At 39.8% G+C, this 22,258-nt stretch carries 19 protein-coding genes and 1 pseudogene; 10 read left to right on the forward strand and 10 right to left on the reverse strand.

Going from position 1 to position 22,258, the window contains the following annotated elements; translation table 11 throughout:
• Positions 1-132 precede the first annotated feature (132 nt).
• Positions 133-996, forward strand: coding sequence for a polyamine aminopropyltransferase (speE, locus tag RB214_RS15985; protein ID WP_008138747.1), 864 nt, complete (start codon positions 133-135; stop codon positions 994-996).
• Between the two features lie 180 nt (positions 997-1,176).
• On the opposite strand, the gene RB214_RS15990 is transcribed toward speE, so the two are convergent.
• The 3 genes from RB214_RS15990 to RB214_RS16000 form a co-directional block, all read right to left on the reverse strand.
• The gene (locus RB214_RS15990; RefSeq protein WP_197098978.1) at positions 1,177-2,778 is read right to left on the reverse strand and encodes a methyl-accepting chemotaxis protein; all 1,602 of its coding nucleotides are present in this window, start codon (positions 2,776-2,778) and stop codon (positions 1,177-1,179) included.
• A gap of 65 nt (positions 2,779-2,843) precedes the next feature.
• Positions 2,844-4,076: a hypothetical protein gene (locus RB214_RS15995; RefSeq protein ID WP_309167782.1), complete on the reverse strand. Its 1,233-nt coding sequence runs from the start codon at positions 4,074-4,076 to the stop codon at positions 2,844-2,846.
• The gene (locus RB214_RS16000; protein WP_309167783.1) at positions 4,066-4,689 is read right to left on the reverse strand and encodes a methylamine utilization protein; all 624 of its coding nucleotides are present in this window, start codon (positions 4,687-4,689) and stop codon (positions 4,066-4,068) included. Before RB214_RS16000 ends, RB214_RS15995 begins: the two co-directional genes overlap by 11 nt.
• A gap of 158 nt (positions 4,690-4,847) precedes the next feature.
• Between RB214_RS16000 and RB214_RS16005 the strand changes: the two genes are divergently transcribed.
• A complete protein-coding gene (locus tag RB214_RS16005; protein WP_309167784.1) occupies positions 4,848-6,890 on the forward strand; it encodes a glycoside hydrolase family 97 protein in 2,043 nt (680 codons plus the stop codon).
• A gap of 22 nt (positions 6,891-6,912) precedes the next feature.
• On the opposite strand, the gene envZ is transcribed toward RB214_RS16005, so the two are convergent.
• Entirely contained in the window at positions 6,913-8,226 is a 1,314-nt protein-coding gene (gene envZ / locus RB214_RS16010) for a two-component system sensor histidine kinase EnvZ (protein WP_197098976.1), read from the reverse strand.
• A 5-nt stretch (positions 8,227-8,231) separates the two neighbouring features.
• A complete protein-coding gene (gene ompR / locus RB214_RS16015; protein ID WP_024604499.1) occupies positions 8,232-8,951 on the reverse strand; it encodes a two-component system response regulator OmpR in 720 nt (239 codons plus the stop codon).
• Between the two features lie 195 nt (positions 8,952-9,146).
• On the opposite strand from ompR, the gene greB reads away from it, so the two are divergent.
• The 4 genes from greB to RB214_RS16035 all read left to right on the forward strand — a co-directional run bounded on the left by greB (position 9,147) and on the right by RB214_RS16035 (position 13,182).
• Entirely contained in the window at positions 9,147-9,626 is a 480-nt protein-coding gene (gene greB / locus RB214_RS16020) for a transcription elongation factor GreB (RefSeq protein WP_002959554.1), read from the forward strand.
• A 116-nt stretch (positions 9,627-9,742) separates the two neighbouring features.
• Positions 9,743-10,054: a hypothetical protein gene (locus RB214_RS16025; protein WP_033020846.1), complete on the forward strand. Its 312-nt coding sequence runs from the start codon at positions 9,743-9,745 to the stop codon at positions 10,052-10,054.
• Between the two features lie 50 nt (positions 10,055-10,104).
• Positions 10,105-10,686, forward strand: a complete 582-nt coding sequence (locus tag RB214_RS16030) for a CBS domain-containing protein (protein ID WP_039489108.1) — start codon at positions 10,105-10,107, stop codon at positions 10,684-10,686.
• 168 nt (positions 10,687-10,854) lie between these two features.
• A complete protein-coding gene (locus RB214_RS16035) occupies positions 10,855-13,182 on the forward strand; it encodes a Tex family protein (RefSeq protein ID WP_165744540.1) in 2,328 nt (775 codons plus the stop codon).
• A gap of 72 nt (positions 13,183-13,254) precedes the next feature.
• Here RB214_RS16035 and RB214_RS16040 read toward each other — a convergent pair whose 3' ends face one another.
• The 3 genes from RB214_RS16040 to bioH all read right to left on the reverse strand — a co-directional run bounded on the left by RB214_RS16040 (position 13,255) and on the right by bioH (position 15,250).
• Positions 13,255-14,109 carry a putative metalloprotease CJM1_0395 family protein gene (locus tag RB214_RS16040; RefSeq protein WP_309167785.1) on the reverse strand — a complete coding sequence of 285 codons (855 nt, stop codon included), beginning with the start codon at positions 14,107-14,109 and terminating at the stop codon, positions 13,255-13,257.
• A 4-nt stretch (positions 14,110-14,113) separates the two neighbouring features.
• A complete protein-coding gene (locus RB214_RS16045) occupies positions 14,114-14,422 on the reverse strand; it encodes a hypothetical protein (RefSeq protein ID WP_002959563.1) in 309 nt (102 codons plus the stop codon).
• A gap of 90 nt (positions 14,423-14,512) precedes the next feature.
• Complete coding sequence (bioH, locus tag RB214_RS16050) at positions 14,513-15,250, reverse strand: pimeloyl-ACP methyl ester esterase BioH (protein WP_309167786.1); 738 nt, start codon at positions 15,248-15,250, stop codon at positions 14,513-14,515.
• Between the two features lie 74 nt (positions 15,251-15,324).
• Between bioH and RB214_RS16055 the strand changes: the two genes are divergently transcribed.
• Complete coding sequence (locus RB214_RS16055) at positions 15,325-16,002, forward strand: ComF family protein (protein WP_309167787.1); 678 nt, start codon at positions 15,325-15,327, stop codon at positions 16,000-16,002.
• A gap of 223 nt (positions 16,003-16,225) precedes the next feature.
• Here the strand turns inward: RB214_RS16055 and RB214_RS16060 are convergent.
• A pseudogene (locus RB214_RS16060) lies at positions 16,226-18,783 on the reverse strand (M14 family zinc carboxypeptidase).
• Positions 18,784-18,929: 146 nt separating this feature from the next.
• Here RB214_RS16060 and nfuA point away from each other — a divergent pair.
• Together nfuA and RB214_RS16070 are read left to right on the forward strand one after the other, a co-directional pair.
• Positions 18,930-19,505, forward strand: a complete 576-nt coding sequence (gene nfuA, locus RB214_RS16065; RefSeq protein WP_002959571.1) for a Fe-S biogenesis protein NfuA — start codon at positions 18,930-18,932, stop codon at positions 19,503-19,505.
• A gap of 9 nt (positions 19,506-19,514) precedes the next feature.
• The gene (locus RB214_RS16070) at positions 19,515-19,784 is read left to right on the forward strand and encodes a hypothetical protein (protein ID WP_002959572.1); all 270 of its coding nucleotides are present in this window, start codon (positions 19,515-19,517) and stop codon (positions 19,782-19,784) included.
• A 9-nt stretch (positions 19,785-19,793) separates the two neighbouring features.
• On the opposite strand, the gene RB214_RS16075 is transcribed toward RB214_RS16070, so the two are convergent.
• Positions 19,794-21,065 carry an MATE family efflux transporter gene (locus tag RB214_RS16075; RefSeq protein WP_024604503.1) on the reverse strand — a complete coding sequence of 424 codons (1,272 nt, stop codon included), beginning with the start codon at positions 21,063-21,065 and terminating at the stop codon, positions 19,794-19,796.
• A gap of 42 nt (positions 21,066-21,107) precedes the next feature.
• Here RB214_RS16075 and RB214_RS16080 point away from each other — a divergent pair, with 42 nt between their 5' ends.
• Positions 21,108-22,145 (forward strand): polysaccharide deacetylase family protein, encoded by a 1,038-nt coding sequence (locus tag RB214_RS16080; protein ID WP_309167788.1) that lies wholly within the window; start codon positions 21,108-21,110, stop codon positions 22,143-22,145.
• Positions 22,146-22,258 lie beyond the last annotated feature (113 nt).

A 22,258-nucleotide genomic window follows, 5' to 3' on the forward strand; every position in this document is an offset into this window, starting at 1 on the left:
AAAAATTGAACTTTCACTCACTCCTAACTAACTTTATTCGTCAAATCAGTTAAAATGTCATTGAGCAAAACGCCAAGCACTGGCAGAATTGCCCCTTTTTCATACTCAACCTAAAAAAGTGTAATAGTAACTATGGCAAATTTAGATCAAAGTAAGTGGTTTACTGAAATTAGCGACCGCGATGGCAGCGCATTTTCATTACGTATTAATAAAAAGTTAGATGAAAAACAGTCTCCTTTTCAAAAGGTAGAAATGTTTGAAACCACAGACTTTGGTAATTTAATGATCATCGACGGGTGTACTATGGTAACAACCCGCGAAAACTTCTTTTATCATGAGATGATCAGCCACCCTGCACTTTTAGCGCACCCAAACCCTAAAAACGTCGTTATTATTGGCGGCGGCGACTGCGGTACTTTACGCGAAGTATTAAAACACCCAGGCGTAGAAACTGTAACGCAAATAGATATAGACGAAGTAGTAACGCAAATGTCGTTAAAATACTTCCCAGAGCTTTGTGAATCTAACAACGACGCCCGTGCAACGGTTATGTTTGACGACGGTATTAAATACATGCGCGAAGCCGCTGGCGAATCTATCGACGTGGTTATTGTTGATGGCACCGATCCGGTGGGTCCAGGTGAAGGTTTATTTAATCATGCGTTTTACACAAGCTGTTTAGATGCACTGCGCCCAGGTGGTATTTTAGTACAACAAAGCGAATCACCTCTTATGCATATGCCATTATTAGTTGAAATGCGCGAAGCAATGCTAAGCGTAGGCTTTAACGATTTACAAACACTGCCATTCCCGCAACCAATTTACCCAAGCGGTTTATGGTCGGTAACACTTGCACGTAAATCACAAGCATTTGACGGTTTTAGAGAAGACGGCGCAGCACAAATAGCTGAGCAAAGTGAATACTACAACAGCGGTATTCATCATGGTGCACTCGCTACACCTAACTACATGAAACGCGCTTTTGATAAAAAATAATACTAATTCACTTTAGGCTTTGTTGACTTCTCAAGGTTAAAATTGCATTAAAAAAGGGACTTTTAAAGTCCCTTTTTATTTTTATAATGACTATTCAAACTGAACTCGAGCTAGCAAACAACATAAGTACAGTCATATTTCAAAACCTTAAAGAGCTATCTAACCAAATAATCAGTTTATTTAAACTTTAAATCGATGCACTAAGTGATTTAGCTCATCAGTCAATTGTTCCATTTTTTTAGATACATCCTCAGTAGTCCGAGCAAGCGCCCCCCCTTCTAAAGTTTGATCGTTTAATGATGATAGGTTTTGACTTATTTCATCTGCAACCGTTGTCTGCTCTTCAGTCGCTTGCGCTGTTTGCATCGCCATATCATTTACTTTAGTAGACGAGCTTTGCATTGCATTAAGCACATCATTAGTTTGACTAAACGAGCCAACCGCATCATCTGCAAATTGCTTACCTTCATCTATCGCTTTAATTGATTGTTCTACGCTCGTTGCAAATTGCTCTATCATTTTTTGAATATCGTTTGTGCTTACTTGCGTGCGTGTAGCCAATGTTCTTACTTCATCTGCTACTACAGCAAAACCTCTGCCATATTCACCAGCTCGCGCGGCTTCAATAGCAGCATTAAGCGCCAGCAGATTTGTTTGCTCTGCAATTGCACGAATAACCTCAAGTACTTTGGCAATGTTATCAGAACTTTGTTGTAGCTCTGTAGAGCGCGCCATAGCTTGCTCCATATTTTGCGACAAAGAAATAATACGAGAACTAGAGTGCGCAACCGCTGTTAGTCCTTGCTGAGCTAAATTTAACGATTTATCAGCTTCTGTTGATGATTGCTGAGCAACACCTGCAACTTCTCTACTTGCTACACTCATCTCATGCACTGCACTTACTATTGACTCAGAGGCTTGGCTGAGCGTTTGATTTACAGCATTGTTTTTATTTGCAACCTGACTTAACTCACCTCCTAATTCACTTAGTTCTTTTGATTGCTCTAAAATATCGCGAATTAATTGCTGTAAGTTGTCGAGAAAACGATTGAACTGCGTTGCAAGTTCAGAAAACTCATCTTTAGACGTTATAGCGATCCTGCCAGTTAAATCGCCATCACCAGAGGCTATATCGTTAATACGAGAAGTTACATAGTTAATTTGCTGTGTTAATTGCTTAGGAATAAGGTAACTAAACCAACACGCCACTAATAAAATTAATATGACAAAAATAAGCATAGTTAACTTAGTTGAAGCAATTGTGTCTGATAGTTTTTGAACTTCTTCAACCGATGTTTGCTCTGCTAATTCACCAGCTTGATCAAGCGTAGCTCTTAATTCGTCAAATGCTTTTTCTGATTGAGACTGTTTTTTTAGATTTGTTTTATCATTCATATAGGCCAGTGAAGCGTTTAACCAAGTATTATAAGCACCATCAAAACCGCGAAGCCCATTTATAGCTTTTGGATAGTCCGATAACAAAGCTAAGTACTGCTCTAACCTTTGCGTTACTTGCTCAGCATTTTCTTTATGTTCTTGCAAATAAGCTTCTTTATTGTCGTTATGTGCGACTAAATTTAACTCAGCAACCTTTGCTTGATACAAATCCCTGTCGGCACTCAAAGCAAGAGACACAGCCTTAATAAATTTATCGGATTGCACATCTAATGCATTTTTTTGTAAGTTAATTAAGTATGAATACCCAATAATTAACGACAAGATAGCAATACCTAAAATAACAATAGGAAAAGAGACTTTGACGCGGATACTATTCAAATTCATTACTTACTCCAAAAAAAACCATATTTAATACCTACCTTTTTGATAATAAATCTAGTTTATAAAACCTAAAATCGCCATTGAGCGTTTAGCATTATTTGCTGCTGCGAGATTCGTTCATTAAATCCAATTGGCTCTCTATTTTTTGCAACACTTTTAAGTGCAGAACCTTCAACCCCTATTTGTAGTTTATTAGTGAGCTGGTAGCGCCATGTTGCGGTTAAACCTGCCCCATTGCTTGCATTAGGATCAAACGCAGTGGTGTCGTTATCTGTCACTTTAAAGTAATCGTAGCGTACAGAAACTCGATGCTTGCCTTCTTTATGGCTTAACATTAAATAATGGCTGTAAAAGGCATTATCTATTAAAGCATTAGCGCCCATTTCGGTTTTACCATTGAGCACCTGAGCTATAAAGCGGGTTTTACTATTAAACTTATAAAGCCAAGCGGCGCTCGTAAAGCGAGTGTCCCAAGCATACTGCCCTGTACTAATATTAAGTGTTGTTGGGTCGCCATTATTGTTGTAATAATAAATTCGAAATTGTGATTTTTTTAAGTAATCCCAATGTACGCCAGCGTAATAGCCAAAACGCCCGTCTACCTCTTCAAACGGTAAAACCTGGTTAGCTTGCCAACGTAATTCATACTCATTAAATGCCGCTACAGGCGCAAATTTAACACTTTCGTTAAATGTAGTTTGTCTATCGTGTAATGCAAAACCACGCCACGCAAGTAAAGTACCTGCAGGGTCATTGCCTTTAAATGTTGCACCTACAAAGCTAAAACTATGAGCGCTGTTAAAACGTTTTGCTGGGCGCTTAATAGTTATCTCTGCACCAACAGTGCGTACTTCTTCGCCAATCCAGCTATTAATAGCTGAGTTTGTATAGTTATAAGGAGAAGTCCACCCTATATCAGGGTTTTCAAGCGACATAAGTGGGTAAAAGCCCCCTACACGCACATGCCATTTATAGTTGCTGTTAGATAGCGGCTGATACTTTACATAAGCTTGCGTAAAACCAAGGCCAACGTCAGGATCTTGATTCGCATTTAACACCCCATGAGCCGACCAACTAGATGCTAAATCAACATTAAAATTTAAAATACCTTGGGATAAAATAAGTTCGTCGCTTTTAGTATCGTGCCGATATAGCCCAAGGCCGCCCTCTTGAAAGCTACGTATATCGTCACCCTGCACGGCTCTAATTTGTAACAAGCCTTTTACTTGTGCATACAATGCATTACTAAAACATAAAGCACCGGCTAAAAATATCAGCCTCGTTAAGCGATTAATAGTCATCAAATTCATCCGTAGCAAAGTCAATTTGCTCCGCAATTTTCTGCTTTACTTTATAAGTGATCGGGTTAGTAGCCACAGTAATAGTTTGAGATTCAACCTTACTAATATCACTAAACCCAGAATGCCAAACACTTAACGTGTATTCGCCTACATTGGCATTTAAATCAACATGACCATTTTCATCAGTGATTGCAAAAATAGTACTATCGACCACCACAATATAACCTAACATCCAATCATGAATGTTACAGCCAAGCTCAATGACCCCTGTTTGATCAAAAGTAATGGGCGCTTTTGGGTGCTCCTTATATAGCTTTAATTCAAATGTTTTAGCTTTAGAAAATGAATAAACATGGTGCATGATTGAGTCCGCATTCGGAAACTCTACCTTTGCATTTTGTGGGACAACTAAAATACGCGGCTTAAATTCTCGATTTTGCTGGGTCATCGCATAAGGTGCTTCTGGAGGAATAACGCTAGAGGAATCTCCTGCAGTTAGCCATACAACAGCATTAGGTAATGGGTCATTATTAGCATTTTTAATTGTAATATTTGCTGCAAAAACTCCAGTACTAACACTTAGTAAAAATACACAAAGTAAGCTTTTTATCATTTTCTTGTCGCTATTATCAATTTGTTTACATTATAGACCGATTAAGCCACCAAATTCTTTCTATTTTTTAAAACATTGAATACGTATGTAGGCAGTCGTATTAATCATCAACAGTCATTATCCTTAGATGTCACCACCGACTCATCTAAGGACACACCATGAGAATACCAGCACTTGTGCTTTTAGCCTTTGCTAGTAATAGCTACGGACAAACCGTAGAGCTAAAATCGCCAGACACACAAATAACAGTAAGCATCTCTGATGAAAACAACACGCCAAGCTACGCAATAAAATTTAAAAACAAAGCGGTTATAAACAAATCTTTACTGGGGTTTGAATTTAAAACACAAGCAGCTTTTAGCGACGGCTTTAAAATTAAAAGCATTGAACAACAAAGCGTTAACTCACAGTGGCAACAACCTTGGGGCGAACGCCAAAACGTTGTTGACGAATATAACGAAGTGGCCGTTACCTTTACAAAAAATGAGCCAAATAAAGGTACCTACACAATTCGATTTAAAGCATTTGATAGTGGTGTAGGTTTTAGATACGAAGTACCACAACAAGCCGGGTTCGAACATACAGAAATAACCAAAGAGTTAACTGAATTTGCAATAAACAATAGCCATGATGCAACAGCATGGTGGATACCTGCTCGTGGCTGGAACCGCTACGAATATGTTTACAACACTACTCCACTTAACGAAGCTCCACTAGCTCACACTCCATTTACGTTTAAAACAAGTGACGGTACTCATATTAGCATTCATGAAGCCGCACTTGTTGATTACGCGGGTATGGTGCTTAATCAGCGCCGTCCAGGCACATTTACAGCCGACTTAACCCCTTGGTCAGATGGTGTTGCCGTTACAAAGCAAGGTGCTTTTAAAACACCATGGCGCACCATTCAAATAGCCGACAGCGCTGTTGGCTTAGTTAATTCAGATATAATACTAAACCTAAACGAGCCTAATAAACTCGGTGATGTGTCGTGGGTTAAGCCTGGCAAATACGTGGGTATCTGGTGGGGTATGCATATAAACACGCAAACTTGGGGTAGCGGTAAAAAACACGGCGCCACTACGCAAACCACAAAATACTATATGGATTTTGCAGCGCAGTATGGTTTTGATGGTGTACTCGTTGAAGGCTGGAATATTGGTTGGGATGGCGATTGGTATTTTAATGGCGATGTATTTAACTTTACCAAACCGTACGACGACTTTGATATAGCAGCGCTTGCTCAATACGGCAAAGAAAAAGGCGTACAGCTCATTGGCCACCATGAAACATCAGGCAATGTAAGCAACTACCGTGACCAAATGGAAGATGCCTTTGCCCTTTACGAAAAATCAAACGTAAGCCAAGTAAAAACAGGTTATGTAGCCGATGGCGGAAATATAAAACGTATAGACAAAAACGGTATTGCTCGCCATGAATGGCATGACGGCCAGTTTATGGTTAACGAATACCTTTATAACGTAAAACTTGCAGCTAAACATAAAATTAGCATTAATACTCACGAGCCAATTAAAGATACAGGCCTGCGCCGTACTTATCCAAACTGGATTGCGCGCGAAGGTGCACGCGGACAAGAATATAATGCATGGGGTTCACCACCTAACCCACCAGAGCATGTACCAATGCTTGCTTTTACCCGCATGCTTGCAGGACCAATGGACTTTACGCCAGGTATTTTTGATATGAGCTTTAATGGTTTAGGAGGCGATACAAACCGCCCACAAACCACACTCGCCAAACAACTCGCGCTTTATGTTGTTTTGTATAGCCCAATTCAAATGGCTGCCGACTTACCTAAAAACTATTTGGCTAAGCCCGATGCGTTTCGATTCATTCAAGACGTACCAACAGATTGGCAGCAAAGTATTGCTATTGATGGTGAAGTAGGCGACTTTATTGTATTCGCTCGTAAAGAACGTAAAAGCACTAAATACTCAGGAAATGATTGGTACCTAGGTGCTGTTACGGACGAAAAAGCCAGAACTGTTGAGGTAAAACTCGACTTTTTAGAGCAAGGCAAAAAGTTTGAAGCACAAATTTATAAAGATGGTAAAAGCGCAGAGTGGAAAAATAATCCGTACGATATAGCTATCGAAAAACGTATTGTAACTGCAAGCGATAAACTAACGCTTAAATTAGCCACTAGTGGCGGTACAGCTATTCGTTTTAAAGCACTTTAATATAATAAAGCCCCTGCATTTACTATGCAGGGGTTGATACCTTTATTGGCAAATATACTTGTGCACTTAAACCGCCTTCTGGGCGGTTTTCTAGTTTTACTTTACCGTCGTGCATATCAACAATGCGTTTAATAATAGCAAGGCCTAGGCCACTGCCTTCACTTCCTCGTGCAGCATCGCCTTGTTTAAAAGGCTCAAAAACAGACTCTAATTCGTTTTCAGGAATGCCGGGGCCACTATCGTTTACAGCGATAACTACATATTTTTTGTTTGAATTAAAGTAGCTAAGTACTTCAATATCGCCCTCAGAATAACGCAGCGCATTACCAATCATGTTGGTAATTACACGTTTAATAGCCACAGAGCTTAACGGTATATTGCCTATATTTGGATTACTTTTAAACGTAATAGTACGTTGATGCTGAAGCTCAGAATTGACAACCTCGGCAACTAAAGCATTGATATCTTCGCAACTTAGTTCTTCACGTTTATGGTGGCGTAGATACTCAATAAACTGATCAATAATCCCGTTCATGTCTTCTATATCGTAAATAATACCTTCACGAAGATAATCATCTTCATCAACCATCATTTCGGTGGCTAAACGAATACGCGTAAGCGGCGTACGTAAATCATGCGATACACCAGCCATTAGTAAACGGCGGTCGTTTTCAAGTGCGGCAATTCCGCGCGACATTTGATTAAACGCGCGCGTTACTTCTATTACTTCTGTTGAGCCTTCTTCTTCTAATTTGGTAGAAAAATCGCCTTTACCTACTTTTACTGCAGCTTGTTGCAGTGCTTTTAATGGCCTATTAAGGTGCCTTGCAAACAACCACCCACCCAGCACACTTAAAAAGCCAATACTTGATAAGTAAAAAGTTAAAAACTCTAAGTTATTCTCTTTAAAGCCTTTAAGCGGTACTTTTACCCAATAACCTGGCGCTTGCGGTGCTTCAACCCAATAAATCAATGGATCAGTTTGGCTAATACGTACACGAGAATAACCACCAAGTTGCTCAGTCATGCTACGCGATAGCATAGAATATTCGCGGCTTTGCCCAAGCCCTTGACGCATCGCTTCGCGCTGAGTCATCACTTCAATGCCGGTAATTTCAAAAAACTTCGCAGATACTTCGTCGTTTATTTCAACGCCATCTTCCCAGTCAATAAATACCGTTTTAATTTGCTTAGCAAGCATCAAGTTAACTTGCTCAATAGTTGGTTTTACAACATAAAAACTAACCGTAACATAAGACACTATTTGATTTATTAGCAACAAAGCCGCCACTAAAAAAACAGTTTGCCCAAAAGCACTGCGCGGAAACATGCCCATAAATATTACTTTCCACCGTCGGGAACAAACACATACCCCAAACCCCAAACGGTTTGAATATATCGCGGATTAGCAGCATCTACTTCAATCATGCGGCGAAGTCGCGACACTTGCACATCAATACTTCGCTCAAGCGCACTGTAATCACGCCCACGCGCTAAGTTCATTAGCTTATCGCGGCTAAGTGGCTCACGCGGATGCGAAACAAGCGCTTTGAGCACTGCAAACTCACCACTGGTAAGCGATATTGTTTTATCCCCTTCACTCATTTCGCGCGTTGCTAAATTAAGCGTAAATTTACCAAAAGCGATTAAGTTTTCTTCAGCAGCAGGAGCACCTGGCACTTCTTTTGCGCGGCGGCGTAAAATTGCTTTTATGCGAGCAAGTAGCTCACGTGGATTAAATGGTTTTGGAATGTAATCGTCAGCGCCAAGTTCAAGACCAATAATACGATCTACTTCGTCGCCCTTTGCAGTAAGCATAACAATAGGAATTTCATTTTCTTTTTGGCGTAGGCGGCGGCAAATAGATAAGCCATCTTCGCCTGGGAGCATTAAATCGAGAACCATTAAGTGAAAGTTTTCGCGCTCTAGGAGTCTATCCATTTGCTCCGAGTTTCCTGCGGTTCTAACAATAAAGCCTTGCTCTACTAAGTAACGTTCAAGCAAACTGCGTAAGCGCATATCGTCATCAACAACTAATACTTTTGTGGTCTCGTGTCCCATAATCTCTTTCTTATTTTTATATCCAATTACTAGTTAATATAAATGAAAAACTTAATAATCAAAAACTAATTACTTGCTTAGATTGTTACTGAACATTTCAAAGCTTCCTTACTCGTACTTTATTACATTTTACGCTCGACAAGTTTTGGCAAATTTAATAACGTGCACACCATTAGAGTTAATAAAGAATTGGCCATGAAAACAAATTTAGTTACCCGCGAAGGTTACTTGCAATTACAACAAGAACACGATCAACTATGGAACGTTAAACGCCCAGAAGTAACAAAAATAGTCAGCTGGGCGGCCAGCCTCGGAGATCGCTCTGAGAACGCAGACTATCAGTATAACAAGCGATTGCTGCGTCAAATTGACCGCCGGGTACGCTACTTACGCAAGCGCATACCTGATTTAAAAATTATTGACTACTCTCCCGTGCAAGATGGAAAAGTATTTTTTGGTGCATGGGTTGAAATTGAAAACGAAGAAGGTGAAGTTAAAAAGTTCAGAATTGTAGGTCCTGATGAAATTTACGACCGTAAAGATTACATATCAATAGACTCACCTATGGCGCGTGCGTTGATTAAAAAACAAGTGGACGATGAATTTGAAGTGACCACTCCTCAGGGAAAAAAGCAGTGGTATGTAAACAGTATCGATTACCAAAAAAAGAAATAAAAAGTTTTGATTCAGATCATGTTAACTTTTGATTGTGTAAATTAAAGCAATAAGCTATAACTGAATTATTCAAGTTGATTTGTTTAATTTGAAAGCAGTTAATTAAGGTCGTGATTATGTCAAACATAGTACAGCGCATATTTAGTAATGCCGTATTGTTTGCACTTTTAATGAGTGTAAGTTTGACGCTGCATGCCAGCAACACTGACGTAAACCTTGATAACGCTAAACTATCTAATCACTTTATTACTTGTGATATTCCTGACCAAGCAAACCTCGATTTTGACGTGGACTCTCACGTTAACACTATTACCTTTAGGTCGCCTCAACCACTTCCTAATGTCGTAGATTCTTTTTATAAGAGCACTAATCTAAACAGACCTTTTAGCACTGCATACCAACGCGGACCACCTAGCTATTTAATTTAATTCATTATTTTACAACTTAATTAAATTTTATAACTACTAAGGTGACTACTATGTCAAACTTTAAAGAATTACGTACCCAAAATATTTCTCATGGCGTTATTGCTAGCACATTTGCAGATGATCAACCATTAATCGATTTATCTTCTCCAGCGCTAAAAATGGTGAATAACTTTACTCAAAAAACACCTATTCGTGCAGAGCATGGAACAACGATTACAGATGCACTTAAACAAGTAAGTGCACAACAATCTGACTTTGTTTTAGTAACAGACGAACACCAAAAATTAATTGGTCTAGTTTCTAGCGCCGATTTACAAAGCTCTAAAATTACTATTATTGCAGAGCGCTTAAATATGCAACGAAGCGAAGTAAGCTTACGTGACATTATGACACCAGTTAACCGCCTTACAGGTGTAAGTATGCAAAGCTTAAGCTACGCATGCATTGGTGATGCGCTGCAAACTATGGAGCATCAGGGCACAATGTTTTTATTAGTTACAACAGCGAGTAACGAAATTTGTGGTTTAATTTCAGCTCGCCAAATAGCTAAAACATTACATATTCCTGTACATATCTCACCTATTGCTCACTCTTTCAGTGAAGTATTAGAAAACATTGAGCACCCTCACTAGGGCGCTCTTTTAGTTGAATTGATTTACTCCCGACCCAACCATCTTAAAGCAAGTAAAATAGCTTGCTTTAAGAGCTTTTCATTACTACCTCCTGTGATATTATTCAAGCAATTAACGGCGCCAGTAACACGCTTCTGGTCTTATTTTATTGTATAAAAAGGTTTTTGCATGAGCGATATCTCTGCACGTTTAGCCGGTGAGTTAAACGCACAGCAGCAACAGGTTGTTGCAGCTACAAAATTACTTGATGAAGGCGCAACTGTTCCTTTTATTGCCCGCTACAGAAAAGAAGTTACCGGCGGCCTAGACGACACCCAATTACGCCTTTTAGAGCAGCGTTTATCGTATTTACGTGAACTAGAAGAGCGCCGTAGTTTTATTTTATCGACCATCGAATCGCAAAATAAATTAACGCCAGAGCTAAGTGCCGATATAACCAATGCACAAAGTAAAACTGAACTTGAAGATTTATACCTACCTTATAAAGCTAAGCGCCGTACTAAAGGCCAAATAGCAATTGAAGCTGGTTTAGAGCCACTTGCAGATGCACTATTTAAAGATGCTAACCTTGACCCAGAGCAACAAGCAGAACAGTTTGTAAGTGCTGAAAAAGGTTTTGCAGATACAAAAGCGGTACTTGAAGGCGCTAAATTCATCTTAATGGAACGCTTTGCTGAAGACGCAAAATTACTTGCTAAATTTAGAAGCCACATTAGCCAAAATGGCGCAATTGAAAGTACTGTGATTAAAGGCCAAGAGCAAACCGGTGCAAAATACCGTGATTACTTTGAGCATCAAGAACTTCTTAAAAAAGTACCTTCTCACCGAGCGCTTGCAATGCTTAGAGCTCGAAATGAAGGTGTACTTCAGTTAAATATAAACCCTGAGCCTAGTGCAGAAAATTCAGCACAATTATGTGCAAACATGATTGCTGAGCATTACCGTTTAGATATTAAATATAAAGCGGCAAGTCCTTGGTTATTAAACGTTGTTCAATGGGCGTGGAAAGTTAAGCTAGGGTTACACCTAGAGAATGAGTTTTTTGCAGCAATGCGCGAAAAAGCAGAAGCCGGTGCAATAGATGTATTTGCTAAAAACTTAAAAGATTTATTAATGGCTGCACCTGCAGGCCCTCGTACTACTTTAGGTCTTGATCCAGGCCTTCGTACTGGCTGTAAGATTGCCGTTGTTGATAGCACAGGTAAATTACTAGCTACACAAACTATTTTCCCTCATGCACCACAAAATCATTGGGATAAATCAGTGCGTACGTTAGAGCAACTTTGCCGTCAGCATAAAGTTGAGCTAATTGCGATTGGTAACGGTACTGCATCACGCGAATCAGATAAGTTGGTTGCTGAGCTTATCAAAGCAAACAGCGAACTTAAACTTAGTAAAATTATGGTTAGCGAAGCAGGTGCATCGGTTTACTCAGCTTCTGAATTTGCAGCTAATGAATTTCCAGATTTAGATGTTTCTATACGAGGGGCTGTCTCTATTGCGCGCCGCCTCCAAGATCCACTTGCTGAACTTGTTAAAATTGAGCCAAAATCAATTGGTGTTGGCCAATACCAACATGATGTATCGCAAAGCCAATTAGGCCAGAGCCTTATTTCAGTAGTTGAAGACTGTGTAAACTCAGTAGGCGTAGATTTAAACATGGCCTCGGTACCGTTACTTACACGTGTATCTGGTTTGAACAAAACATTAGCGCAAAATATCGTTAATTATCGCGATGCTAACGGCACATTTACTAAACGTAGTGAGCTTAAAAAGGTTGAGCGTTTAGGGCCAAAAGCATTTGAACAAGCGGCTGGTTTTTTACGTATTAACAATGGTAGCGATCCACTAGATAACTCATCAGTTCACCCTGAAGCTTATCCTGTTGTTAAACGCATTTGTGAACGCAATAGCGTAGATGTCAGTAACCTAATTGGTAACAGCGACTTTTTAACTAAACTTGCTGCTAACGATTACACTGACGAAAAGTTTGGCTTACCAACCGTTACCGACATTATTACTGAGCTTGATAAACCTGGTCGAGATCCTCGCCCTGAATTTAAAACAGCTGAGTTTAAAGCCGGTGTTGAAAAAATTAGTGACCTAAAACCAGGTATGATTTTAGAAGGCGTGGTTTCAAACGTTGCTAATTTTGGTGCGTTTGTTGATGTAGGTGTTCACCAAGATGGTTTAGTGCATATTTCAGCAATCACGAATAAATTTATATCAGATCCGCGTGAAGTTGTTAAAGCTGGTGATATTGTAAAGGTTAAAGTTGTTGAAGTAGACGCTGCACGTAAACGCATAAGCTTTACTATGCGCTTAGATGACGATATTGACACAAGTAATAAGTCAGCAGCTCCAGCTACGCAAAAGCCACAAGCACGTGCTAATAATTCGCAACCTCGCGCTGCAAAGCCTAAACGTGACAACGGTAATGCGTTAATGGGCAATGCATTTGCCGATGCGTTCGCTAATGCTAAAGTAAAAAAATAATACTTGTACAACTAAGCTAAAACGAAAAAAACCGCGTAAGCGGTTTTTTTGTGGTTATGTTTTGCTAAATTATTAACTTAACGCTGAAAAACTACTTTGGCTCGCTGGCGATGTAGCCATTTGGTAAAAATTAGCAATACGCCCCGCCCGTGCCTCAACATCGGCATCACGTGTTTTCTCGTCACTTTTAGCTGTTTTTGTATCGCTGCTTTCATCGCTAGAGAATGACGCTTCAAGTTTACTTTTTGCGTCTTCGTCGTCTTCTTTTTCAGGTTGTGCAAGCTCAGCTTGAGCCGCTGCCAGCTTTTGCGTAGCATCTGCGGCAATAGAGCGATCAGCTCCTGAAGGCTCTGCAGGCGCTAATGCGGCAGCGCGTACCGTTTGCATTTTGTCTATAGTCGCTTGCGGGTCACCCGGAATTTCTGATACATCTATTTGTACTTCTCCGCCAACTGCGTAGTTAGTACCACCTGGGCCACGTTGATACTCATAACTTGGCGAGCCAGCATATTGCCCGCCTACAGAAGCGTGTGCTTGTTCGTGTATTCGTACTTCAGTATCCCGTGCTTTTAGTTCTGTAATTTGTTGTTGTTCTTGTTCTAATTGCAGCTCTTCTTGCTCAGATTCTTTTTTCTCAATTGCTTCACTTTCTTGCTCAGTGCCCTCAGGGTTTTCTGAGTTTCCATCGCGCTGCTGAACTGACTTTTCGCCTGCTATTTTTCCCGTTGCGCTATACGTCGCACCATCGCTACTACCTGGCAATTTTGCTTTTTCAGCATCACTTTGCGCTTTGGTTTCTGTGTTGCTTGCGCTACTAGATGCGGGAGCCGGAATAACTTCGCGTAGTTGGTTGTCACGCCGTGCGGTTTCCGTATAAACATTTGCGGTGTTTATATTAATAGACGGAAATGGCGTGACAATATTCATAATACTAAACTTTAATATCGATTAACGTGCCAAGTACATCATCGGCCGTTTGAATTGATTGCGTATTTGCCTTGGCATTAAACTCTTCAACTTTTAAGTTAACAAGCGCTTCATCAACACGAGCTGGTTGTGCTACTGGTGCAGTAATCGCTTCTTCAGGGCGTGCTGCCGTAAGCTGACGTTGCTGCGCTAATTGCGCGTCATCTTGTTGTTCTATACTGGCACGGTTAATCTCAGCACTGGCTTTTTCAATACCTTGGCTAGCTCGGTTAAACCCTTCTATACCACTATTAAATACTGATCCGATTGGCATATTAAAACCTCCACCAAATAAACATTGTTTAATTATCGCTCAGGTTCTGCTCAAAATAAAGCTTTAAACAGCGCTATTCTTAGCTCTATTTTAAAGCATTGATTTAACGACAGATAAAAACTCACTTTTATGAGAAATAAATGGTGCATGGGACGCTTTATCTAGTACTTCATATTCAAACTCAGTATTTAGTGCTGACATTTTGCTAATAGCTTTATAAGGTACTAAAGCATCAAGGCGGCCAAATACTCCTCTAATAGGGACTGGGCAATGAGTAAATAAGTCACGTAAATCGTCGTTTTGTAAAATATCTAAACCAGCACTCAGGGCATCGCTTTGGGGTGCGCTGTACTGATTTAGCAATTGTTTAAGCTGCTTTATATCATCACGCGCCGACTCGCTACCCATTGCTTGAATAGCTAAAAAGCGCTCTATTGTTTTTTCTCGATGATTAACTAACTGATCTTTAAACTGCGCCAATACATTCGCTTTTATTCCAGGCCAGTTATCTGCCTCAGCAAAAAAAGGAGTCGATGCTATTAAAATAACTTTAGATACTTTTTCAGGCCAATGCTTAGCAATATAAAGTGCAAATAATCCACCTAACGACCACCCCATTAAAATGCTCTTTGGCTTTAATTGCTTACTTAAAATTTCTGCTGCATCATGCAAGGTATAAGGGCTTGGGCAATCATGGCTATTACCAAACCCAGGTAGGTCAAGGCTACGTACATTTCCTGAATATAAAAACTCAAGTTCTGACTGTACTAACTGCCATACGCCCTGATTCATTCCCCAACCATGTAATAACACTAACTCATTTTGCATATTTGCCTAACCTTTACCAAACTTAGGCTCATCATAACGTTTAGAAAGGCGATTGCAATGCAAGGAGCGAGTCAGTGAAACAAGCCGTTTTAAATTGGTTATTTCCCTCTTATTGCGTGCAGTGTCAAAACTCGATTACGACCTCTTTAGGGCTATGTGATTATTGCCTTGAAGATTTACCATTGTTTGATTTTAGTAAGCATACGAGCTTATTGCATCGACCTGATATTATTGAGATGTTTCCTAATTGCGAGTTTGATAAATTATTTGCATGCGCTTTTTATCAACCTCCCTTTGAGCATTGGCTTAAAAGGCTAAAATTTAATAATCAAATTCATTATAAAAAGGCATTGCAGCAAATTATACAAAAACAGTTAACGCAGTTTTTTGAGCAAAGCCCTAACTTGCCAGATACCTTTATTATTTTACCTCTTCATAAAAGCCGCTTTATTACTCGCGGATTTAATCAGGTAAGCCAAGTATGGCAACCCTGTTTAGCTAATTACGCCCCACTAAGTAATGTTCTTATTCGCGATAAAAAAACACAAGCTCAGTCGGAGCTATCCAAAGCAAAGCGTATTAAAAACTTAAAAAATGCCTTTATTTGCACACAAGACATGGCAGGTAAAACAGTCGCTATTGTTGATGATGTGATGACGACAGGGGCAACATTAAACGCAGCTACTAGTGCACTAAAACAAGCAGGCGCTAAACAAGTGTGGGCTTTTACAACTTGCTTAACGCCTATTTAATTATTAAAAAGTACTAAACCAATCCGCAATAATACTTTATCATTTTGCGGGGCTAAACGTATCGCTACCTGTGTTAAAAAATTCTCATTTACGACTGCATGGATGCAGAAGGTAGAGCAATCCAAGAGCAATTGCCGAGAGCAACTAATTAGCGAATTTTTTGCCTAGCTATCAACACGTTTTTCCATCCTCAAAATAGATTACTTAATTAAGCTAATTGGTATTATTCGCCATTTGCACGAAACGTATGACCAAAAAATAAAGCGTTGCTTAGTAGTCGACTAGTCCCATACCAGTAACCTCTAAATACAGGATCGTCGGTCATGCCTATTACTGTACCTCGTCCATATGAGTGCGCAATTAAACCAGCACCACCAGCAACTTGATCAACATTAACGGCATCAGTAAAACCTGCCAATAATGGGTTTTTAGTGTAGGTAAGTACATTTACGAATGGCGCATCGGAAGCTTCTAGCAACCAAGTACTGTTTTTGAATACGGGCAATGTATTGCGCTTAAGTGAAAATGTAAGCGGATGAGTTAAATCTACATTAGTATTAAAAATAGCACCAGCAATACGCTGACGCCCTGCTAAATGATCTTTATCGCCATAACTTAAACCTTTTGTTTTAAATGCACTTGCTACATCTTGGCGTGATAGATAGCTTGCTTTGAGTAATTGCTGATCAGCTAAAAATTTAGCACCGCCTTTATGGCCCCAAATAACGCCGCCTTTTCTTACCCAGCTTTTTATAGCCACTTTGTCGGTATCAGATAAGCTATTGTAGTTACCATGAGCAAGTACTATATGGCTGTAATTACTGAGTTCGATAGAGTTTAAACGCTCCATTTCTACAATTGTTGGCGCAACACCGACAAAGCGATCGAGGTAATACCATACTTCCCCAGCTTCGTACTGGCTTACGCCTTTACCACCTACCAATAATACTTTTGGCTCGCTAACAACCGCCATTGTGCGAGACCCTAAGTCGGCTCCTTTGCTTGTAAGACCTGAGTTAATAGGCTTGATTGCAATTCCAAACTCGTTTTGTGCTTTATTTAATATCCCAACCCAATCATTATTCGTTTGTAAGCCTGCTGGCACAATGATACTACCAGCATCAAAGCTTACTTCACTTGAGTTTGATTTGGCTGTTAATGGACTTAGCGCAACACGCGCTTTAATACCTAGCTTTAAAAGGCTGTTTAGCATTTTAGGTGCTAGGTAATCATCCCACGAAAAGCCATACGCATAGCTTTGCTCAAGTGCGGCAAAAGAAGGTTTTACCGCTTTTTGCCACGGTGTGCTTGCAACCTCTAAACCCCAACTGCTTTTTACTTTTGCAAAAGGTAAGTTAAACGCATGCGCTAAAGTCCAGCCAGATACGTCATAAAAAGTGTTATCAGCAAAGTTTTTTTGCTCGCTAAAAATAGCTTTTATTAGGCGGTACTGTGGCTGGGCTAAGGGCACAAAGTAACTATTGGTTGTATAGTTGTTGCCATTAGCCTTAAGTGATTTAGTAAGCGAAAAAGCATCTATTTGATGCTGTTTCAACAACCCTAAAAAATCTTTAATACGAGTGTTGTCATCCGCCCCCTCAATTACATAACCTTCAAAGCTTTCATCACTAGCTAAATCTGTAGCTTGATTATAAAACTTAGCTTGGTAATCAAGTAGTGCTTGGCGGTTATCAACAGCGGCTTTAAAGGTAGATAAACTCGTTAATAATTGATTTTTAATAGTAAAGGGAAAGCTCAAAGGTCCATTTATAGTATCTTGAATATGCCCGCGAGAACTGGCTTGCTCAAATAAAATACCTACACCACCATTAACGTCGGGATAAGTTGAGCCTTTACCGTAATAGAAGTCATCAAAGCTTTCTTCAGTAAAGTACAGTGCGTTATTTTCATCTAACGTTTTTGCGTGATAGTTAGCAATCGCTTTAGTTAACGTTACATTTTCATCCGGTGTTATAGGATGCTTACGACTAGGAATACCTGGCTGAAAAAAGTAACTGCTGTTTGGTCTCATTTCATGAAAATCGGTTAAGACATTTGGTTTCCACTGATGAAATTTAGCAATACGCGCGCGCGATTCAGGATGTTGTAGTAATAACCAGTCACGATTTAAATCAAACCAGTAATGATTGGTACGACTGCTTGGCCAGTTTTCAACATGTTCACGAGTTTTAGGGTCGCTTGATAAGTTCATACCTCGGTTACTGTTGGCCCAATTAGCAAAACGAGCAAGTCCGTCAGGATTAAGCGAAGGGTCGAGTAAAATAACCGTGTTATTTAATAACTCATCTATTTCAGCGCCTTGTGCAGCAGCTAAGTAATACGCCACCAGCAAAGATGAGTTATACTACCTGATGACTCATTACCATGCACACTGTATCCCATCCATACAACGGCAGGCTGTTTTGTAGAATTAGCATCTGATCCATCGTTACTTAAGCGTGCTAAGTGAGCTTGGCGTGTCTGCTCTATGCTTGATAACTTATCAGCTGCTGTAATTGTTAGCATGACAAGGGGGCGTTGTTCATGTGTGCGGCCAATCACTTCAAAATTTATACGGTCGCTTTTATCAGCAAGTATTTCCATATAACGTACGAGCTGATCATGTCTCACGTGCCACTCTCCTACTTCGTAACCGAGTACTTGCTCAGGAGTAGGAATTGAAGGGTCAAATTTTACATCTTGTTCAAAATAATACGAAAGTGGCTTAGCTACACTTGAAAAGCTAAGCAACACCACCATTAATGTTAATACCAAACGCATATAAATCACTCAAAAAATGTTCGCTGTTTGCACGCTACCATTGCTTAAAATAGATGCCAACTTTTTACGCTCAACACTAGCCGCAACACGATGAGCGGAGTATGATACGCAGTATCCGAGTAATTTAGTCAAGTATAGATGGTTTTATGATTTCTATTTCCGAAACAGCGCAAGCGCATTTTGCTAAACTATTAGCAGATCAATCACAACAAACCAATATTCGTGTGTTTGTTGTAAACCCTGGTTCATCACAAGCGGAATGTGGTGTGTCTTATTGTCCAGAAGACGCTGTAGAAGCGAGCGATATTCGCCTAAACTTTAACGGTTTTGATGCCGTTGTAGATGCAGAAAGTGCTCCATTTTTAGAAGAAGCTGAAATCGATTTTGTTACCGACAAAATGGGTACTCAGTTAACGCTAAAAGCACCAAATGCAAAGGCGCGTAAAATAGGTGACGATGCATCGTTAAACGAACGTGTACAGCACATGCTAGAAACCGAAGTAAATCCACAACTTGCTAACCACGGTGGTCAAGTAAGCCTTGTTGAGATTACAGCTGCAGGTATAGCTATACTTCAGTTTGGTGGTGGTTGTAACGGTTGTTCTATGATCGATGTAACACTAAAAGAAGGCATTGAAAAAGAAATGATAGCTAAGTTTGAAGAAATCACCGGTGTTGCTGATATAACAGAACACGAAGCGGGCGATCACTCTTACTATTAGGCCTTGTAAATGCTAAAGCAGCTTATCTATCGCTTAGGGAGCAATCCTAAGCTGAGCTTAAAGCGCTTTTTTCGCGGCTTAGCACTGTTTGTGCTAGCCGTGATATTCATATCTATTGGGTATTACACCCACTACAGCTTACAAATAATTGGCGTTATAATTTTACTCCCCGCATTATTTTTTGCCGGTTGGGGCTACTGCGGTATTTTTGCCAATCGTTTTTCACAAGTTTTAAAAGATATGGGCCCTAAACACCACGACCCCGATCTCTGGAAATAAACCATTTATTTAATCTAATAGCTGATTATTTATTTTTAAGAGGTGATATTTAATTATTAATGTAACCCCGCGCATTAACATAAAACAGCTCATAGCCAGCCATAACCCGTTATTTTGCAAGTCTATAAACACCCAAAACACACCAAAAAAGCCAACTCCAGCTGAAAGTATCATACTGTTACGCATGTTCTTTGCTCGCGTAAGCCCTACAAAAACACCATCAAACAAAAAGCAGCTCATGGCCAAAATTGGTAATACTATTATCCATGGTAAATAATGCGTTGCCTCTTGAATAACCTCTGGCACATTGGTTAAAAGCTTGATTATGGTGTTGCCAAATAATGCAAAAAATAGGCTATATAACACACCAAAAAGCATACCCCAAAATACGCTTATTTTAACCCACAGCTCTATATTCTTAACACTTCCTTGGCCTTTAGCTTGCCCTACTTTTGCCTCAGAGGCGTAAGCAACGCCATCAAGAGCAAAGCTCACCAACATTAAAAAGTTAAGTAAGACAGCATTAGCAGCTAATGTGGTTTCGCCTATACGCGCCGCGTAAAATGTCATAAAACTAAAGCATAATTGCAGTATTAAAGAGCGAATAAATATATCTCTATTCAAACTCAATAATTCAGCCATTTTGCTAATACTCAACCAGTTCGGTACATTTAGATCAATGTCTTGTTTTTTAGCTAGTTTAGCCACTAAAAACAGTGCAAATACTAGTGCTGTATAGTCAGCAATAAGTGACGCCCATGCAGCGCCTGCAACTGCCCAATCTAAATAAACAACAAAATAAATATCGAGTACTATATTAACGATATTAGTGACGAGTAATAAATAAAATGGGCCTCGACCATAATGTACACCAAGCATCCAACCCAGTAACACTAAATTACACAATGCTGCTGGAGCACTAAAAATACGAATGCTAAAATACTGATAAGCTTGGGCAAGTACGTCGCCATTGGCTGCGGAGAGGTAAGCTATAGCGTGCTTTATTAATGGGGATAACACAATTAATAGCACGGCCACTGCGCTTGCAAGCAATAGGCTGCGTTTAAGTAAAGCGGCAAGTTGGGTTAAATCGTTTTTTCCGTATGCTTGTGCCACGAGTCCCGTGGTGCTCATTCTTAAAAAACCAGCAAGCCAAAATAAAATAGATATAACTGCAGAGCCAAGGGCAATTCCAGCTAAGTAATGAGCGCTTCCTAAGTGCCCAATTACAGCAGTATCAACAATTCCTAACAACGGCACTGTGATATTTGATAGTATCATCGGACCCGCTAACAACAGCAAGCTTTTATGGTGTGCCTTATTATGTATAAGAAATTGTTTCATTTAGTATTATTTATCCTCATTAGTGTGTCTGTACGGGCTCAAGCAGCCGTTATTTTACAGTATCATCATGTTAGTGAAACCCTACCCGCTGTCACGAGCGTTAGCGCAAATACATTTACGGAGCATTTAAGCTATTTAAAAGAGCACAACTTTAACGTTATTCCTCTTAATGAGTTAATTAGCGCGCTTCAACAAGGTGAAACTTTACCTGATAAAACACTCGCCATCACCTTTGATGATGGTTATAACAATAACTATGAACAAGCCGCACCTATTTTAGAAAAGTTTGGCTACCCGTACACTATCTTTGTAAATCCTAAATTAATAGACGAAGGTATGAGTTACGTAATGGGGTGGGATAAGCTCAAAGAATTATCTAAAAAAGGGGCATTAATAGCCAATCATAGCGGACAACATGATTACTTACACCTTAAGCGTGAAAACGAAACCGATGCACAATGGCAATCACGTATTAAGCAAGATATTCTTAACTCTCAAAAGCGCATAAAAGAAGAAATAGGCCACGACTATAAATACTTAGCATACCCGTATGGTGAGTTTAATAACGAGCTGCAAGCACTCGTGACAGAGCTTGGTTTTGTGGGTATTGGCCAGCACTCAGGCGCTGTAAATAAAGATTCTAATTTTAGCCGCTTGCCGCGTTTTCCTGCATCAGGCTTTTACAGCAAACTAGAAACCCTTATTACTAAGCTTAACTCACGCGCGTTTAATATCACCAATTTAACTTATCAAGATAGCGTTACACAGCAAAATCCACCCACGCTCACAATTGAATTTAAGATGGGTGATTTTCATAAGAGCCAATTTGCCTGTTATGTATCAAGCGTAGGCCAAGCAGATTTAAAATGGATAACTAAAAATACTGTCGAAATCACCTCACCAAAAGTGCTTAATAAAGGGCGTTCTCGTTTTAATTGCACAGCCCCTTCTATTTCAAGCCCTGGTGATTACTTTTGGTTTTCGCAGCCTTGGGTAATTGAAGCGCCTAAACCTTAACTGCCTGATGTAAAAACCGCTGGGTTATTTTATTAACTACTCTAGAGCACAAAAAAAGGAGCCTAAAGCTTAATGCCGATCAGTTAAGAAAATGACCGGTTGACCGATCCAAA

This window comes from Pseudoalteromonas sp. HL-AS1 (assembly GCF_031198785.1).
In the GTDB taxonomy this organism is placed as follows: domain Bacteria; phylum Pseudomonadota; class Gammaproteobacteria; order Enterobacterales; family Alteromonadaceae; genus Pseudoalteromonas; species Pseudoalteromonas distincta.

Excerpts from the sequence above, each read along its gene's own strand:
- speE (WP_008138747.1), top strand. The coding sequence starts at position 133 with ATGGCAAATTTAGATCAAAGTAAGTGGTTTACTGAAATTAGCGACCGC.
- RB214_RS15990 (WP_197098978.1), bottom strand. The coding sequence starts at position 2,778 with ATGAATTTGAATAGTATCCGCGTCAAAGTCTCTTTTCCTATTGTTATT.
- RB214_RS15995 (WP_309167782.1), bottom strand. The coding sequence starts at position 4,076 with ATGACTATTAATCGCTTAACGAGGCTGATATTTTTAGCCGGTGCTTTA.
- RB214_RS16000 (WP_309167783.1), bottom strand. The coding sequence starts at position 4,689 with ATGATAAAAAGCTTACTTTGTGTATTTTTACTAAGTGTTAGTACTGGA.
- RB214_RS16005 (WP_309167784.1), top strand. The coding sequence starts at position 4,848 with ATGAGAATACCAGCACTTGTGCTTTTAGCCTTTGCTAGTAATAGCTAC.
- envZ (WP_197098976.1), bottom strand. The coding sequence starts at position 8,226 with ATGGGCATGTTTCCGCGCAGTGCTTTTGGGCAAACTGTTTTTTTAGTG.
- ompR (WP_024604499.1), bottom strand. The coding sequence starts at position 8,951 with ATGGGACACGAGACCACAAAAGTATTAGTTGTTGATGACGATATGCGC.
- greB (WP_002959554.1), top strand. The coding sequence starts at position 9,147 with ATGAAAACAAATTTAGTTACCCGCGAAGGTTACTTGCAATTACAACAA.
- RB214_RS16025 (WP_033020846.1), top strand. The coding sequence starts at position 9,743 with ATGTCAAACATAGTACAGCGCATATTTAGTAATGCCGTATTGTTTGCA.
- RB214_RS16030 (WP_039489108.1), top strand. The coding sequence starts at position 10,105 with ATGTCAAACTTTAAAGAATTACGTACCCAAAATATTTCTCATGGCGTT.
- RB214_RS16035 (WP_165744540.1), top strand. The coding sequence starts at position 10,855 with ATGAGCGATATCTCTGCACGTTTAGCCGGTGAGTTAAACGCACAGCAG.
- RB214_RS16040 (WP_309167785.1), bottom strand. The coding sequence starts at position 14,109 with ATGAATATTGTCACGCCATTTCCGTCTATTAATATAAACACCGCAAAT.
- RB214_RS16045 (WP_002959563.1), bottom strand. The coding sequence starts at position 14,422 with ATGCCAATCGGATCAGTATTTAATAGTGGTATAGAAGGGTTTAACCGA.
- bioH (WP_309167786.1), bottom strand. The coding sequence starts at position 15,250 with ATGCAAAATGAGTTAGTGTTATTACATGGTTGGGGAATGAATCAGGGC.
- nfuA (WP_002959571.1), top strand. The coding sequence starts at position 18,930 with ATGATTTCTATTTCCGAAACAGCGCAAGCGCATTTTGCTAAACTATTA.
- RB214_RS16070 (WP_002959572.1), top strand. The coding sequence starts at position 19,515 with ATGCTAAAGCAGCTTATCTATCGCTTAGGGAGCAATCCTAAGCTGAGC.
- RB214_RS16075 (WP_024604503.1), bottom strand. The coding sequence starts at position 21,065 with ATGATACTATCAAATATCACAGTGCCGTTGTTAGGAATTGTTGATACT.
- RB214_RS16080 (WP_309167788.1), top strand. The coding sequence starts at position 21,108 with ATGTATAAGAAATTGTTTCATTTAGTATTATTTATCCTCATTAGTGTG.